This window comes from Haloarcula sp. CBA1129, from assembly GCF_008729015.1.
GTDB lineage: Archaea > Halobacteriota > Halobacteria > Halobacteriales > Haloarculaceae > Haloarcula.
Map to the genome: position 1 here is coordinate 3,136,117 of NZ_RKSM01000001.1, position 13,962 is coordinate 3,150,078.

Consider the following 13,962-nt stretch of genomic DNA (forward strand, 5'->3'; position numbering starts at 1 on the left):
ACAGAAAAGCCCCCCTTACATACCGCCTGCCAATGACGGTGATGCTCCCGACCGAGGCCGACGACTGGGCCGTTGCGTGGCGCGACCGGATCAACGAACGGGACGCCTTCGCTGACAGTGCCGACGGCTTCACCGCCGCGTTCTGTTTCGAGATTCGCGCCGACGACGCCTACGCCGGTGCGCCGATACAGTTCTCGGTCGTCATCGAAGACGGCGTCTGTACCGCCGCCAGAACGGCTACAGACCCCGAGTACGACTTCGCATTCCGTGGCCCCTACAGCGAGTGGGTCACCATGCTGCAGGGCGATCTCGATATCTCCGCCGCCGCAATGGACGGCACCTTCGATGTCGAGGGCGACACGATGCGGCTGCTTCGCCGGCAGGACACCATCGCCGAGATGGTCGCGGCGGCACAGAACGTCGACACCGAGTTCGAGTACTGACCGACGGGCTTTTGTCCGCCCGCTTGGCCTACACGGGTATGCTCGACAAACTCGGTGCGGTTGGCATCGGCGGCATCGTCGTGTTGCTCGCCGGTATCGGTCTGGTCGCATGGCAGTCACCCATCGTCGCCGCCGGCATCGCCCTCGTCGTCGGCGGCCTCGGACTGGTCGTCTACGGCCTCGTCACGAGCCTGCTCGGCGCGTTCGGTCTCGGCGGTGGGATGGGCGGTATGGGCGGCGGTGGAATGGGTGGCGGTGGCGGCGGCATGCCCTGACACCCGCTGAATATCCATTTTTCAACTCGACTGTGGACCGCTAGCCTGCCGGTCAGTTCTCGCTCGTCGGCCGGTCGGCCCGGTGCTCGCTGATGATCTGGTCGACCATCTCCGCGTTCTGTTCCTTCCGGCGGTCGGCGGCCCGCTCCTCCCAGTCCTCGAGTGCGGCCTCGATTTCGCCCTCGCGGGCGACGGCCAGTTCGTCCACCTCCTGAACAGTGACCATGTCGGCCGGCGCGACGGGAATGTCGTTGTCGAACAGCACCTGATCGGCGATATCGGAGAGGTTCCCGTTCCGGAGCACGATTTTCGGGTCGACATCGGCTAACTGCTGGGCGGTCGACCGGCCAGCGCCCGAGGCGTCCCGGAACATGACGATATCGTCCTCGACGAGGCCGAAGCGCTCGTCGGCGTCGGCGATGGCGTCCTTGGTGAACTGCTCGACCACTTTGACTGGTGTCAGCCCTTCCTGTTTCTCCGAGACATCGGCGAAGTTCGAGTGGTCGAGCTTCCACAGTGCCTTCAGCCGGTCGAGCTTGTCGGCCAGCGCCTCGCGTTTCTCCTCCTCTTCCTCGACTTTCCGCTCTAACGCCTCGTTGCGCCGCTGGAGCCGCGTCACCTCGCGGTCCTTCCGGACTTCACGCCGCCCCTCGCTACGGGCTTTCTCCAGCTGTTTGTCCTTCTCGGAGAGCTGGTCGTCCTTTCGCTGTATCGTCTCCTTGAGGTCGTCGACGTGTGACTCAAGCCGTTCGATGCGGGCGTTCAGCCGCTTTATTTCCTTCTCGTCGTCGGTAAGTTCCCGCGGCTGGTGGGCCGTGGTGTCCTCGTCCTCGCCGTCGTCGTCTTCGAGGTCCCGCAGCACCGTCTCGACACTCTCCTCGCCGGCAACGACGCGGTCGATGACCGGCCCCACGTCGTGCTGTGGCGGTACCTTGCCCGCAACGCGCTCGAACTGGTCGGCGTGGTGGTCGAAGGCGTAGAGGGCGGCGGCCATCGCATCACGCTCGTGGTCGTTGTCGTAGGTCTCCTCGCGGGTCCGGTGTTTCTTCTCGTCCACTGGGAGGTCGGTGTCCGGTTCCCAGCCTGCGGCATTGAACGAGCGCCGGAGTTTCTCGACGGTTTCCGGCATCGGCGTCACGTCGGCGGCGACGACGACCGGCCGCCCGCGCTCGATTATCCACTCCGTCGTCGCGGCGGCGTCGTCAGTGCGAGAAGAGTACACGTCTAACACGGTGCCATCGAGGGAGACGATGGCGACGGCCGTCGTCGTCCCGGGGTCGACGCCGACGACGACGTGGTCGCGCCGTTTCGCAAGCGGCTTGAACTCGATACCGTCCCGTCGTTCGCGCTCGATCTCGACCCGTGTGTCGCCCGAACGCGCTCTCGATACGGGGATATCCTGTGGCCGGGCCGACACCTGAAACACGGCGTTGGAGAAGCCGCCGTACTTCTCGGTCACGTCTCGCTCGTACTCCAGTCCGGCGGCGTCGAGTTCGGACTCGATTTCGCGTGCTCGCTTCCTGACCGCGCCGTGGATACGCCGGGTGTAGCGGTCCTCTGACCAGCCGCCCTTGCCCGTCGAGCGGCCGCGGGAGACTTTCACCTCGGTCGTGTCGGTGAACGCGGACACCTCCTGCCCGACGTTAGCGGCGGCCAGCCGGGCCGCAGCCTCGGCCTCCTCCATCGGGTCCTTGCCGTAGGGGACGCCGTGGCGCTTAGCGACTCGCGACAGCGGTTCGGGCCGCTCGTCGCCGGTCACCTGCACCAGTTTCGTTTCGTCGGGGAGCGAGCCGAGAACGTGAATCAGGGCGTCCTTGTCCGCAGCGAGTTCGTACATGTTGTCCGTCGCGACGATGGCCGGCTCCTCCTGTTCGATACGCCGGCGGAGCTTCCGTCGCGAGACCACGTCTCGCTCGACTGATTCCCCGTCGAAGACCACCAGCGCGTACGAGGGCGCGTCACCGCGCACGTCGCCGCTCTGGATGTCGACCCCGAAGACGACCGCGTCGAGCGCTGCCGTGCGGTTCACGAACCATGGTAGGCGACGGTCGACTATAAATCCGTTCCGGGGGACTCGAAGCGGCCTCCGACACCCAACCGTAACGTTTCTTAGTCACACATATCAACTGGGCTGCATGATTGCACAACAGCACCACACTGGGTGCACCACGGGGGTCGGTCAGGATGGCCTCTGAGAAAGAGAAAATGCTCGCGGGCGAGCGCTACGACGCGAGCGATCCGGAACTCGTCGCCGGCCGCGAGCGTGCGAACGAACTCACCCGAGAGTACAACCGCACCGACCCGTCGGAGGCTGACACCAGACGGGCGCTCATCGAGGACCTGTTCGGCTCGGTCGGTGGGGACTGCCACGTCGAACCCCCGTTTCGGTGTGACTACGGCGACAACATCCACGTCGGCGATGGGTTCTACGCGAACTTCGACTGCGTCGTGCTGGACGTCTGTCGGGTCGATATCGGCGACGACTGCCTGCTCGGGCCGGGCGTCCACATCTACACCGCAACGCACCCGCTCGATCCGGACGAACGACGCAGCGGCGCCGAGTACGGAAAGCCGGTGACTGTCGGTGATAACGTCTGGATCGGCGGGCAGGCAGTCATCAATCCGGGCGTTACCATCGGCGATGACGCCATCGTCGGGTCCGGCGCGGTCGTCACCGACGACGTTCCCGCCGGCGTCGTCGTTCAGGGCAACCCCGCATCGGTCGTGCGAGACATCGAGGACTGACGGCCCCGTGCAGCAGCCACAGCTGAATGGATGTGACCCGTCGCGGGGTTCTTCGCGCTGTGGCACGTCCCCCCTGTATGGACACGACAACGGAACACGGCGTTCGAACGGTCGAAACACGGAGCGAACTCGACGACGTGGTGGCGACGGCCGACCGCGTACTGGCGATGGTCCGGACGACCGGCTGCACCATCTGCAAGTCGATGGAGCCGATACTCGACATTGCCGCGAAGGCCACCGACGCTACGGTGGTCGTTTTCAATCCGAAACGCGACCTCGACGCCGTTGCGGCGTTCGATGTCCGGAGCGTCCCGACGTTCCTGCTGTTCGCCGACGGCGAGCTTATCGACCGCCGTGCCGACGGGTTCGTCCCGGCCGAGGAGCTTATCGAGTTCATCGAGAGCGGGTCGGAATCGGGTGTGTGAGCTGGGCCGCATTGTCACACTGAGACAACACTTATACCCCCGCTTGTCGAAGCGCTCCCTTGATGGCCCTCCAAATCGGCTCCGCCCTCGAAGAGGCGGGGTATCGGCTGTTCAGTCGTACCGGCGCGATACTGTTCGGGGCGTTTCTCGCCCTGATGTGTGGCATTCAGGCACTGTCTAACACGATTCTAGCGATTACCTACGCAAGGCTGGGGTACGGTGAGCTCGCCTCGATGATACCACTCACTCTCGACATCTCGCTCAACGTCGCCGGTGCTGGTATCGCCGTCAGCTCCGTGGTTTCACTGTATCTCACCATCGTCAGCTTCCGGACGTTCGTCGGCGACGCACGCGACAGCTTCCCTGCCGGCGCGTTTACGCGGAACGTGCCGCTGGCGATGGTGAACGTGATCGTCGGCGGCATCGTCTACGGCCTGCTGGTGTTCATCGGGTCGGTCTTGCTCCTCATCCCCGGCATCTTCGCGTACGTCGCGTTCATCTTCATGATGCCCTATATCGTCGCCGAAGACCGGAACTTCGTCGCGGCGCTCAAGCAGAGCTACCGGCTCACTGAGGGAGACCGGGTTGGGATGTTCGTCCTGCTGTGCATCGTCGTTGCTGTCGGGACGCTTCTCGGCGGTATCGTTGGGTTTGTGGGCTCGCTGGCGCTCCCGGGCCCGGCCTCTCTGTTGCCGACCGTCGTCATCCAACCGCTGATATCGCTGTACAGCACCGCGGTTATCGCGGTCGCGTTCGAGCAACTCCGTGAGCGTGACGGGACGCCGCCGTCTGCCCTGAGCGAGGACGACACGTCGATGGCCGCTCTCTGACTGGCGCTGCTGGCTGCTGTCGTCCCAACCAGAGACTGCTACCGGACCGTGACTGTCTTATCCATCCAGTTTCCTATCGGGAGCAATGCGACGGCATCGGGTCGGAACGAGTCTGTACGCCGGTGTGCTGTTTGTCGTCCTCGGCGTTCTCGCGTGGGCGACTGGCCAGCCGTTCATCTTCCCGAGTCTCGGTCCCTCGGCGTTCATCCTCGCGTTCGAGCGGGAGAGCAACCGGACACAGCTGACCAGCGTCGTCGTGAGCCATCTCATCGGCGGCGTCGCAGGGCTGCTCGCGTACACCTTGCTCGCAAGCGGCGTCTCCCTCGTTGCGGACCCGGCCGCGTTCTCGACGGCCGGCCTCCGCCTCGTCGCGAGTGCGACGCTCTCAATTGTCGCCACGAGCTGGGGGATGATCGCCACCGACACGATTCATGCCCCGGCCTGTGCCACGACACTCATCGTTTCGCTGGGGCTGCTCTCGACGCCGCTGCAGGTCACAACCATTGTCCTCGGCGTGGGTGTCCTCGTTGCGTTCCACGCACTTGTGCTCTCTGTGTATCACCGAGCTATCGGTTCGTCCCGGCCGGGAGTCGTCGATGGCTAACGGTCTCTACTGTGGCTCACTCGTCCGGTAGTTGGACGGTCAGCACCGGCACCGGCGATTCGCGAACGACTGTTTCCGCGACGCTCCCGATGAGATAGTGGTCCAGTCCGGTCCGGCCGTGGGTCCCCATCACGACGAGGTCCGCTGGAATCTCCGTGACCGCGTCGACGATTTCGGTCTTCGGGACGCCCTCTCGCTGCGTGGTTTCGACCGAGACGTCGTCGGGTAGCTCGGCGACAGTCGTTTCAATGGCCGCCCCAGCACGCTCGCGCTCTGCCTCGACCCACGCGTCGGCCGAGAGGCCGCTAGACGGGCTCTCGAACCGGTTGCGGCTGTCGACGACTGAGAGTACGTGGACTGTCGCGTCGAACCGCCCTGCAATCGCTCCGGCGTGTCTTGCGGCCGCGCCGATACCGTCGCTGCCGTCGGTTGGGAGGAGAATGGTGTCGTACATCGGTTTAGACACCACCCGTCGCCATCAGGAACAGCGCGACGGCGATGACTGCGAACAGCCCGCCGACGAACTTCTTGATGGTCCCGGTATCCAGTGCGGTCGAGACGTACGGTGCAATCTGGCCGCCGGTGACGGTCGCGGGCACGGTCCAGATGACCATGTTCCACGGTGTCGATGCGAGGTCGATTGAGTGCGCGCCCGGAACGAGGCCGCCGCCGAAGACGTGGACCAGCGAGGCGAGGACCGCCGTCAGCGCTACCACGATGTGGTTCGTGCCGATGGCGACCCGGACCGGGACGTCGGTTCGGAGCATCGAGATGATGCCCAGTTCGCCGACACCGAAGCCGGCCAGTCCTTGGAAGACGCCGCCGATACTGTAGTTCGCGAAGCGTTCGAGATAGCCGCCGCGCGTGTAGCCGTAGTCGTTGCCGTCGCGGTCGACGCGCGTCACCGTTCCGTTGTCGGCTGTTTCGACGCCGGCCGGCCCGAGTTTGTTGGCGTCGTCGGGGAGCGTCGTATCGCCGCCGTCAGCTGACACGTCTGGGTCACTGTCGCCTGCTTCGCCCGGCTCCTCGTGGCCGAGGTCGGCCTTGAAAAGCAGGTACGACGCCGCCAGCAGGGCGATCCCGAGTAACGCGTGAAACAGCGGTTCCGGGATGACAAACGACAGCAGCGCGCCGGCGATGACAAAGGGCACGCTCCCGAGGACGAGGCTTAGCGCGAGCCGTCGGTCGACGAGCCCGTACTGGATGAACGCGAGCGCCGAACTGGAGAGGCCGAACGATTCGCTGATGAGTCCGACCTTCACCAGTGTCTCCGGTGTCAGCGTCTCCCCGGCGAGTAGCGGGAAGATGAAGATGAGAAACGGGACGAACAGGGCCGACCCGCTGATACCGACCGTGTTGACGATGGTGGCACCGGTGACGAAGGCGATGCAGAGCCACCAGTATTCGAACCAGTAGCCGGTACCCGCGTCAGCGGGCGTCGGTGCGGCGGTGTACACACCGACGACGAACAGCAGTGGTGCCAGAAACACGAAGACGTGCTGGTACTTGAGAAACCCCTTCTGGAGTCGACTGGACGGTGACGACGTGGTCATTGACGCGTGAAGCCAGCATTGTGAACTATCGCTTAAATCCCTTGTTGTCTGTACTTGTTTCAAAAATGATTGCAAAAACCGGCGAAGACGGCAAAACCGCACGGCTACGCCGGTAGCCTAATATCCCTAATATTTATTTCACAGCCCGTGGTAACACATATCGTTATGAGTTATCCAGAGGGACCGATGGAGTCAGGCGGCCGGTCGAGTTACGATGAAGACGTTCCTGCCGACGCCGCGGACACAGACGGACTCTTTGGAGCCCTGCGTCGGTTCTCGAAGCGGTGGTCCCGCCGCTATATCGAGATGCGCGTCGACGCGCTCGGCAGTCGACGAGACTAGCCGATTCGGCGCTTCACCGCGTTCCGGGAAAGGACTATCTCGCTTCCACCGCAGGGATGGGTATGGATATCGCCAGAATCGCTCTCCACGAATCGGTCGCAAAGGCCTGTCCACTGGAGTCGATGGTCGCCGCGCTACAGGGTGTGGGCGTCCCTGTCGAGGCTGTCGGCGACGACGCGTCCTTCGATGCCAGTGACTGTGTCGTTACGTTCTCCCCGCGGGACGCGTTTCTGGACGCCGCTTGGGTTCATAGCATCCGCGCGGGCTACGACGAGTTCGATGTGGACGCCTACGAGGCCGCCGGGACGGCACTGACGAACAGCACCGGTATCCACGGTGATACCGTTCCGGAGACTGTTGTCGGGTATCTGACGGCGTTCGCCCGCCGCCTCCACGTCTATCGGGACCGACAGGGCGACAACGACTGGACGCAGGAACCGTACGACGCGGCGTTCACGCTGACCGGCGAACAGGTGTGTGTGGTCGGACTGGGTACTATCGGTCAGGGCATCGCTGCCCGGGCCAACGCGCTGGGGATGGCTGTCGTCGGCGTTCGCCGCTCCGGTGAGCCCGTCGAAACCGTCGAGCGCGTGTACACGCCCGACGAGCTGGACGCTGCCGTCGCTGACGCACGCTTTGTCGTGCTGTGTTGTCCGCTCACCGAGGAGACCGAAGGCATGGTCGATGCCGCTCTCCTCGAAGAAATGCGGACTGACAGCTACCTCGTCAACATCGCTCGGGGGCCGGTTGTCGTCGAGGACGCGCTGCTGAACGCGCTCGATGCCGGAACGATTGCCGGGGCAGCCCTCGACGCTCACTGGGACGAACCGCTCCCGGGCGACCATCCGCTCTGGGACCACGAGTCGGTCATCGTAACGCCACACGTCGCCGCGTCCACGAACCGGTACCACGAGGACATCGCGGCGCTCGTTCGGGAGAACGTCGAGCGGATCGACCGCGGCGAGTCGCTTCGGAACCGCGTCGCGTGACGCCCATCCGCCTCGGTGCTGCCGCTTCGCTCGCCCCGCTCAGGTGCCTTCGACCAGTCGCTCTAGCTGCTCCGGCGGAACTGCACCGCGGGCGGCGTGACCGTCGTACGCGAACGTCGGGACGCCGGTGACGCCTTGACGCTTGGCCCCAGTGAATTTCTCGCGGACTTCCGACCGGAGCGCGTCGTCCGCGAGCGCCGACCGGATTTCGTCGCCGTCGACGCCCGTCTCTCCAGACAGGTCGACCAGCACCTCCTCATCGCCGATGTCCCGTCCGTCCTGCCACAGCGCCTCGAAGACAGCCACATCGAAGGCCAGCCACGTCTCGTAGTCGTAGTGCTCCTTGACGTAGTAGGAGGCGATCTGGGCGGGCAGCGAATCGATGTCGGTGGCGATGTCGAGGTCCATCTCCACGTCGTACTTCTCTTGGAGCCGTCGCACGCCCTGTTTGGCCTGCTCGTAGTAGTCCTCGTCCTTGCCGTCGTCGACGGAGTGGTCGATGGAGCCGTCGGGGTTGCGCTTCCCGCTCCGGAGGTCGAAGGGATGCCAGTCGATCTCCAGTTCGTCCTTGCGCGTCGACTGGTACTGCCTCAGCGATTCGCGCCCGAGATAACAGAACGGGCAGACGTAGTCCGAGAAGACCGTAATCCGCTCGCTCGACTGTGTTTCACTCATACGTCCGGGTATGCGTTGCTCGGGGTTAAACGCAGCCACCGTCTGTGTCGGGACAGTGCACGACCGACCGGTTTCGCTACGCCCCGTCGTCGACGGCCCCGTGGACAGCCTCGACGCGCGAGATGAGGGTGTCGGCGGTCGCCCCGAGCAGCAGTACGCGCCCGCCGATACCCATGCCCTCGCGGCCGACGACGGCGACCGGTGTTTCGTCACTGGTCCCGAACGCCCGGTCGACGCCCCACCGTGTCGCGGCGTCATCGGCAACGTCATCCGGTCGCTCGCTGGGGTCGTACGTGGCGATAGCGCCGTCTAGCGATGCCAACGCGTCCTTGACGGCGTCGGTCAGCCGGCAATCGACAGCGAACCGGACCGCAGGGTCGTGCTCGCGGGCGGCAAGCAGAGCGCGAGCCACCGTCGTCGACGCGCCGAAGCGGACGCCACGGTTCGGCCGGACACCGTCCATCGTCCGGGCGATACGACCCTCGACGGCCGCAACCGAATCCGGCGTCTCCGCGTAGGGCGTCGCACCGGCGACAGTCAGCCCCCGCTCGGGGACCAGTGTCGACACGTCCAGCTCAACGAGCGTCGACACGACCCGTTCGACGGCCTCACTCGTCGAACGCCGCGCGGCATCGTTGCGCGTCTGAACGAGGTGGTGGACCGAACCCGGTCCCTCGCCGACATCGATGTTGTACCGGACCGCGCTCGCAAGCAGGTCGATGCCGCCGCCGACTGCCGTCGACAGGTCGTCACCATGAGCTAACTGCGTCGCAATGGCCGAGGAGAGCGTACAGCCGGAGCCGTGCGTGGCCTCGGTGTCGATGCGGTCGTGGCGGAACGTCGTCACCTCGTCCTCGGTCACGAGGATGTCGACGACGGTGTCGCCGGGAACGTGGCCACCCTTTACGAGCACACTGTTAGCCCCCATCTCGACGAGGTCCCGGCCCGCCTGTTTCGCGGCGTCGGGATCGTCGATATCGCGGCCGGTCAGGACGGCGGCCTCGTCGGCGTTGGGCGTGACGACCGCTGCTTCGGCGATGAGGTCCTCGTAGGCGGCCTCCGCTTCGGGGGCCAGCAGTCGGTCGCCAGACGCTGCCACCATCACCGGGTCGACGACGAGGTTCGGCAAATCGGCGGCGTGTTCCACGACGAGGTCGATAACCTCGCTTGCTGCGAGCATCCCCGTCTTGACCGCGGCCACGTCGAAATCTTCTGTGACGGCCTCAAGCTGGGCCTCGATCTCGGCAAGCGGGAGCAGATGCTGGCCCTGTACGCCTGTGGTGTTCTGTGCCGTGACGCTCGTGATCGCACTGGTGCCGAAGCCGCCACAGGCCTCAATGGCCTTGAGGTCAGCTTGGATACCGGCCCCGCCACCGGAGTCGCTGCCGGCGATTGTCAACACGACTGGCGGTGTCACTGGGGCATCCGCTCGTGTCATGTCTGATGCGTTCACCGGCGGCCACATATCGGTGCTGGTCTCTCAGCTCGACTATATTCTGTGGGACTATCCTAGTATGCTAATAATACTTCATACTACATTTGGGAAACATTTATTTGAGACCATGTCGGATGTGACTTTGTACCACAATGGAACCAGCGTCGCGCGATACTACCGACTCCGACGAGCAGTACGGCAGCTTCACTACTGGCGGCGGCGACGTCGTCGTCTACGACACCGAGAATCCGACCGCATGGCTGCAATCGAGCTATGCGGTACAGGTTGGCTGCTCCTCGGAGCGAAAGTCGGCCTGACCTTCTTACCCCACCGATATCATTGCGATACCGACGATAGCCAGCCCTGCAGCGGCTAGGCGTGCCCGGAAGTGTGCCTCATCGAGAATAACCGCACCCAGAATGACGGCGATGATAGCCTGCCCGTTGACGATAGGCGAAACGATACTCGCCGGGAGCAACTGGAAAGACAGTAACACGATGTGATTCGCGTAGGCGACGAACATCGCCGCGACGACGAATTTCGGGAGGTCCGCCCGCCACCCCGGAGGGATCTGGTATCGGAACGCGAGCGGCGCCATCAACGCAGCGATGCCGACGGCCATCACCGGGATGTACGTCGTCGGCTCGATGGCCAGTTCCTGCATCAGCACCCGCTTGCTTACATCGACGAGTGCGAACGCCGCAGCCGACAGCAAGGCTAGCTGTGCGGGCCGGGACTGCCGAGCCCGTTTGAGCGGAGCCAGTAACGCCGTCCCTTGCCAGTTTGCGACGTAGACGGCGGCGGTCGCGACGACGACACCGCTGACCTGTAGCGGCGAGAGGTGCTGGCCCAGCAGTCCGACTTCCAGCGGCAACACGAACACGGGGACGATTTTGCTAATCGGTGACACGTAAGAGACTTCGCCGACGCGGATCGCCCGAAAGAGAGTGAGCAGTCCCACCGCCGTCACCGCCGTCACGGCGAGCACTGACGCAAGGACGCTGATACGGTTTCCTGCTGGGAGGAAGGGCTCGTTGCTGACGAAGACGATGGGGAGGTAGACGATGGGAACTAGGCTGTACGTAAGCAGCAGGAACACCGGCGACGGGTACTCGGTGAACCACCGCTTCATCACGAACAGGTACACCCCAAACACCAGCGCCGACAGGACGGCGTACGCGATTCCGACGTTCACGGTTGACAACGGCCGGCCGTCCGCAATAACTGTTCCCTTCGGGATCGTGTCAGGAACCACGCTGGCGGGCGATCAGGGCCGCGACCAACACTGCGAGGCCAGCCACGAATGCGGTAAAGCCGTCGCCCTCTCCGGCTGTTGTCCGTGTGTTTGTGGGCGTGTCCGTCTGAACCCGAGTCGGTTTCGCCGTCTCCGTCGACACGAGTACGTCGACCGCTGTCGCGGCCCGTCCGTCACCCGCCGACAGCGACACCGTGCCGGGCTCGTCGAGGGCGACCGTCCGCGTGACTGTCCTCGTCGCCTGTGGCGGGAGATACAGCCGCTGTTCGGCGAACACGATGCCGTCGCGGCGGAACTCGACCGCTATTGTTCCCGGAATATCGTTGGCGTTGGCGACAGTGGCGGTCACGTCGACCCTGTCCCCCTGCCTGACTTCGCGTGGACTCACGGCGACGTCGGTTACGCTGGCCGCTGCTGGTTCTGACACGATGACTGTGACAGTGTCGCCGTCGACGCTGACCACGTATCGGCCGGGGTCAGCGAACGTGTGTGTTATCTCGACCTCGGTCCGTACCCCCGGTTCGATCTGGCCCTGTTTCGCGGCGACGACGGTCTCGTTGACCGCCAGCGTCAGGTTGTACGTCCCCGCCTCACCGCCGGCGTTCTCGACGACCGCGTCGACGGCAAGTGTTTCGTTCGTCGCTAGCTGAATCGACTCGCTCCCACCGACTGGTGCGTCTGACCGGTAGAGACTATCTGCGCGGTAGGCATCCGTTCGGTCGACCGGTGGGAGGCTGTAGCCGATACGGGCGGGAATCGCACCGAACAACCGCCGGTGTGTCGTCTCGTTCCACATCGCCACCGTCGCTGTCGTTTCGGTCTCCGTCGCGGTCGTATTTCGGACGCTTGCGCCACCAGCGGCCTCGACCTCGGTGAGAAACTGCGATTGCGTGACCGGGTCACGATAGCCGTTTAGCGACTGAAACACGCTCTGGAGTGTCTGGTTGCGGTCAGTGGCTGAGCGGATATGGACGTCGGTCCGTCCGGCGACGAGCGCACCCTTCCAGTAGTTCGCGTCGTTCGTCCAACTCGACCGGTCCGTCAGCGCCACATCGCTGTAGACGGGCCGGCCGCCTGCTGCGAGCTGTGTCTGGAACTCGTCGAACCCGATCCGGTCCTGTTCTAGGGTCAGGACAGCGGCGTAGTACGTCGCCCAGCCCTCGACCGTCCACCGCGTCTCCCGCGTCGCCTCGTAGGCCTGCCGGCTGTGGACGTACTCGTGGAGCCAGACGTTGTTGGCGGTGTCCAGCGTCTGCCGGGACTGGACCCACATGTCCGCGTCACCGATCTGGTACCCCTCGACGCCCCAGTCGACGGCCCCGGACGGTGCGGCGACGACGAACACCTGCTCGTCACGGTCGCCGACTCGGAGCGCGTTCGACGCGTTCGCCATTGCGTCGAGGACAGAAATCGGCGAGGCCGTCATCGTCGCCCGCTCTGGCACAGCCAGCGTGAACGTCTGGTTGTGTGCCGTCTCCCTGAACGTCGCCACTTCGCCGAGGTACACGATCTCCGCGCCCGCTGCCCCCGGTCCTGCAGTCCGGAGTGTGCGGTTGTACCTGACGGGGTCCTGACCAGTGTAGCGCCAGCGCGTCGGTGTCAGTGACCGGGTGAGCAGCGCCCACTCACCCGTATCGACGCTGAGATACCGGCCCCCGGCTCCCTCTGGACCGCTCTTTTCGATGGTCTGGTTCGGGTTGATGCGGTAGCTGATCGTCGCTGGCCCCGGTGTCTCGTCCCACTCAAACACGGACTCGTTGACACGCTCGAACCCGTCTGTTTCGGTCACTGTCGCCGCTGCTGGGACGTGCGTTTCGAGGCCAACGACCCGGTCCGGGACCTCGTAGGTCAGGGTCACCGCGACTTCGCCCGGCTCTTCCGGCACACGCGCGTAGGTCTGTGTCTGCTGAATCACGTCACCGTCGCCGGTCTGTGTCGCACCCGATGTGGCCGTCCCTGTCTCCATGTTTGCCGCCGTCGCAGCGGCCGCTCCGGCCGCGTCTCCACCCTGTTCTCGTGGCTTCCGCCGATGCGTGTCGGCGCTTCGTGTTCGGACCAGCGAGCTGTTCGACCCGTTGCTGGCTGTCGCTGGCTGCACTGACTCGACTGTCGGTCCACGCTGTTCCGACGCCGGACCGGCTCTGTACGTACAGTTCTCGGCGCTGACTCCAACTGCTGTTCCGTCGCTGGCCCCGGCCGGTACGTGGTCAGTGGTCGCCGCCACCGGGAGCGACGCGATTCCCCCACCGAGGAGAAGGACCACGAGTCCGACGGCCACCACGCGCCGGGGTGCAACAAACATTGCGAACAGTTACCGCCCCATGGTTGAAATAGTTGACCGCCGACCATGAGGGTTGGTCACAGACGCTAACTTCTATCTCGGCCGATCGT

The 13,962-nt window shown here is 64.7% G+C and carries 16 protein-coding genes; 9 read left to right on the forward strand and 7 right to left on the reverse strand.

Annotation, left to right across the window (positions count from 1 at the left end; all coding sequences use genetic code 11):
• Positions 1–32 precede the first annotated feature (32 nt).
• Both Har1129_RS15860 and Har1129_RS15865 read left to right on the forward strand, forming a co-directional pair.
• The gene (locus Har1129_RS15860; RefSeq protein WP_151101667.1) at positions 33–443 is read left to right on the forward strand and encodes an SCP2 sterol-binding domain-containing protein; all 411 of its coding nucleotides are present in this window, start codon (positions 33–35) and stop codon (positions 441–443) included.
• Positions 444–481: 38 nt separating this feature from the next.
• Positions 482–718: a hypothetical protein gene (locus Har1129_RS15865; RefSeq protein WP_151101669.1), complete on the forward strand. Its 237-nt coding sequence runs from the start codon at positions 482–484 to the stop codon at positions 716–718.
• Between the two features lie 52 nt (positions 719–770).
• Here Har1129_RS15865 and Har1129_RS15870 read toward each other — a convergent pair whose 3' ends face one another.
• Positions 771–2,747 carry a DUF460 domain-containing protein gene (locus Har1129_RS15870; RefSeq protein WP_151101671.1) on the reverse strand — a complete coding sequence of 659 codons (1,977 nt, stop codon included), beginning with the start codon at positions 2,745–2,747 and terminating at the stop codon, positions 771–773.
• A gap of 155 nt (positions 2,748–2,902) precedes the next feature.
• Between Har1129_RS15870 and Har1129_RS15875 the strand changes: the two genes are divergently transcribed.
• The 4 genes from Har1129_RS15875 to Har1129_RS15890 all read left to right on the forward strand — a co-directional run bounded on the left by Har1129_RS15875 (position 2,903) and on the right by Har1129_RS15890 (position 5,322).
• A complete protein-coding gene (locus Har1129_RS15875; protein WP_151101673.1) occupies positions 2,903–3,463 on the forward strand; it encodes a sugar O-acetyltransferase in 561 nt (186 codons plus the stop codon).
• 77 nt (positions 3,464–3,540) lie between these two features.
• A complete protein-coding gene (locus Har1129_RS15880; RefSeq protein ID WP_151101675.1) occupies positions 3,541–3,888 on the forward strand; it encodes a thioredoxin family protein in 348 nt (115 codons plus the stop codon).
• Positions 3,889–3,950: 62 nt separating this feature from the next.
• Entirely contained in the window at positions 3,951–4,718 is a 768-nt protein-coding gene (locus tag Har1129_RS15885; RefSeq protein WP_151101677.1) for a hypothetical protein, read from the forward strand.
• A gap of 85 nt (positions 4,719–4,803) precedes the next feature.
• Complete coding sequence (locus Har1129_RS15890) at positions 4,804–5,322, forward strand: HPP family protein (RefSeq protein WP_151101679.1); 519 nt, start codon at positions 4,804–4,806, stop codon at positions 5,320–5,322.
• Between the two features lie 16 nt (positions 5,323–5,338).
• On the opposite strand, the gene Har1129_RS15895 is transcribed toward Har1129_RS15890, so the two are convergent.
• Together Har1129_RS15895 and Har1129_RS15900 are read right to left on the reverse strand one after the other, a co-directional pair.
• Entirely contained in the window at positions 5,339–5,776 is a 438-nt protein-coding gene (locus tag Har1129_RS15895; protein ID WP_151101681.1) for a universal stress protein, read from the reverse strand.
• Positions 5,777–5,780: 4 nt separating this feature from the next.
• On the reverse strand, positions 5,781–6,875 hold the full coding sequence (locus Har1129_RS15900) for a sulfite exporter TauE/SafE family protein (RefSeq protein WP_151101682.1): 1,095 nt from the start codon (positions 6,873–6,875) through the stop codon (positions 5,781–5,783).
• Between the two features lie 165 nt (positions 6,876–7,040).
• Here Har1129_RS15900 and Har1129_RS20730 point away from each other — a divergent pair, with 165 nt between their 5' ends.
• A complete protein-coding gene (locus Har1129_RS20730; RefSeq protein WP_191906199.1) occupies positions 7,041–7,217 on the forward strand; it encodes a hypothetical protein in 177 nt (58 codons plus the stop codon).
• Between the two features lie 62 nt (positions 7,218–7,279).
• A complete protein-coding gene (gene ddh / locus Har1129_RS15905; RefSeq protein ID WP_151101684.1) occupies positions 7,280–8,206 on the forward strand; it encodes a D-2-hydroxyacid dehydrogenase in 927 nt (308 codons plus the stop codon).
• Between the two features lie 39 nt (positions 8,207–8,245).
• Here ddh and Har1129_RS15910 read toward each other — a convergent pair whose 3' ends face one another.
• Both Har1129_RS15910 and thiD read right to left on the reverse strand, forming a co-directional pair.
• The gene (locus tag Har1129_RS15910) at positions 8,246–8,881 is read right to left on the reverse strand and encodes a DsbA family protein (RefSeq protein WP_151101686.1); all 636 of its coding nucleotides are present in this window, start codon (positions 8,879–8,881) and stop codon (positions 8,246–8,248) included.
• A 76-nt stretch (positions 8,882–8,957) separates the two neighbouring features.
• A complete protein-coding gene (thiD, locus tag Har1129_RS15915) occupies positions 8,958–10,346 on the reverse strand; it encodes a bifunctional hydroxymethylpyrimidine kinase/phosphomethylpyrimidine kinase (protein ID WP_151101688.1) in 1,389 nt (462 codons plus the stop codon).
• A gap of 122 nt (positions 10,347–10,468) precedes the next feature.
• On the opposite strand from thiD, the gene Har1129_RS20735 reads away from it, so the two are divergent.
• Positions 10,469–10,633: a hypothetical protein gene (locus Har1129_RS20735; protein ID WP_004590650.1), complete on the forward strand. Its 165-nt coding sequence runs from the start codon at positions 10,469–10,471 to the stop codon at positions 10,631–10,633.
• 5 nt (positions 10,634–10,638) lie between these two features.
• On the opposite strand, the gene Har1129_RS15920 is transcribed toward Har1129_RS20735, so the two are convergent.
• Entirely contained in the window at positions 10,639–11,520 is an 882-nt protein-coding gene (locus Har1129_RS15920) for a DMT family transporter (protein WP_151102176.1), read from the reverse strand.
• A gap of 40 nt (positions 11,521–11,560) precedes the next feature.
• Entirely contained in the window at positions 11,561–13,873 is a 2,313-nt protein-coding gene (locus tag Har1129_RS15925) for a peptidase (protein WP_151101690.1), read from the reverse strand.
• Positions 13,874–13,962: the final 89 nt, after the last annotated feature.

Bases quoted from the DNA above. Each gene is read 5' to 3' on its own strand.
- Har1129_RS15900 (WP_151101682.1), bottom strand. From the start codon at position 6,875: ATGACCACGTCGTCACCGTCCAGTCGACTCCAGAAGGGGTTTCTCAAG.
- Har1129_RS20735 (WP_004590650.1), top strand. From the start codon at position 10,469: ATGGAACCAGCGTCGCGCGATACTACCGACTCCGACGAGCAGTACGGC.
- Har1129_RS15860 (WP_151101667.1), top strand. From the start codon at position 33: ATGACGGTGATGCTCCCGACCGAGGCCGACGACTGGGCCGTTGCGTGG.
- Har1129_RS15925 (WP_151101690.1), bottom strand. From the start codon at position 13,873: ATGTTTGTTGCACCCCGGCGCGTGGTGGCCGTCGGACTCGTGGTCCTT.
- Har1129_RS15880 (WP_151101675.1), top strand. From the start codon at position 3,541: ATGGACACGACAACGGAACACGGCGTTCGAACGGTCGAAACACGGAGC.
- Har1129_RS15895 (WP_151101681.1), bottom strand. From the start codon at position 5,776: ATGTACGACACCATTCTCCTCCCAACCGACGGCAGCGACGGTATCGGC.
- Har1129_RS15890 (WP_151101679.1), top strand. From the start codon at position 4,804: ATGCGACGGCATCGGGTCGGAACGAGTCTGTACGCCGGTGTGCTGTTT.
- ddh (WP_151101684.1), top strand. From the start codon at position 7,280: ATGGATATCGCCAGAATCGCTCTCCACGAATCGGTCGCAAAGGCCTGT.
- Har1129_RS20730 (WP_191906199.1), top strand. From the start codon at position 7,041: ATGAGTTATCCAGAGGGACCGATGGAGTCAGGCGGCCGGTCGAGTTAC.
- Har1129_RS15885 (WP_151101677.1), top strand. From the start codon at position 3,951: ATGGCCCTCCAAATCGGCTCCGCCCTCGAAGAGGCGGGGTATCGGCTG.
- Har1129_RS15875 (WP_151101673.1), top strand. From the start codon at position 2,903: ATGGCCTCTGAGAAAGAGAAAATGCTCGCGGGCGAGCGCTACGACGCG.
- Har1129_RS15910 (WP_151101686.1), bottom strand. From the start codon at position 8,881: ATGAGTGAAACACAGTCGAGCGAGCGGATTACGGTCTTCTCGGACTAC.
- thiD (WP_151101688.1), bottom strand. From the start codon at position 10,346: ATGTGGCCGCCGGTGAACGCATCAGACATGACACGAGCGGATGCCCCA.
- Har1129_RS15865 (WP_151101669.1), top strand. From the start codon at position 482: ATGCTCGACAAACTCGGTGCGGTTGGCATCGGCGGCATCGTCGTGTTG.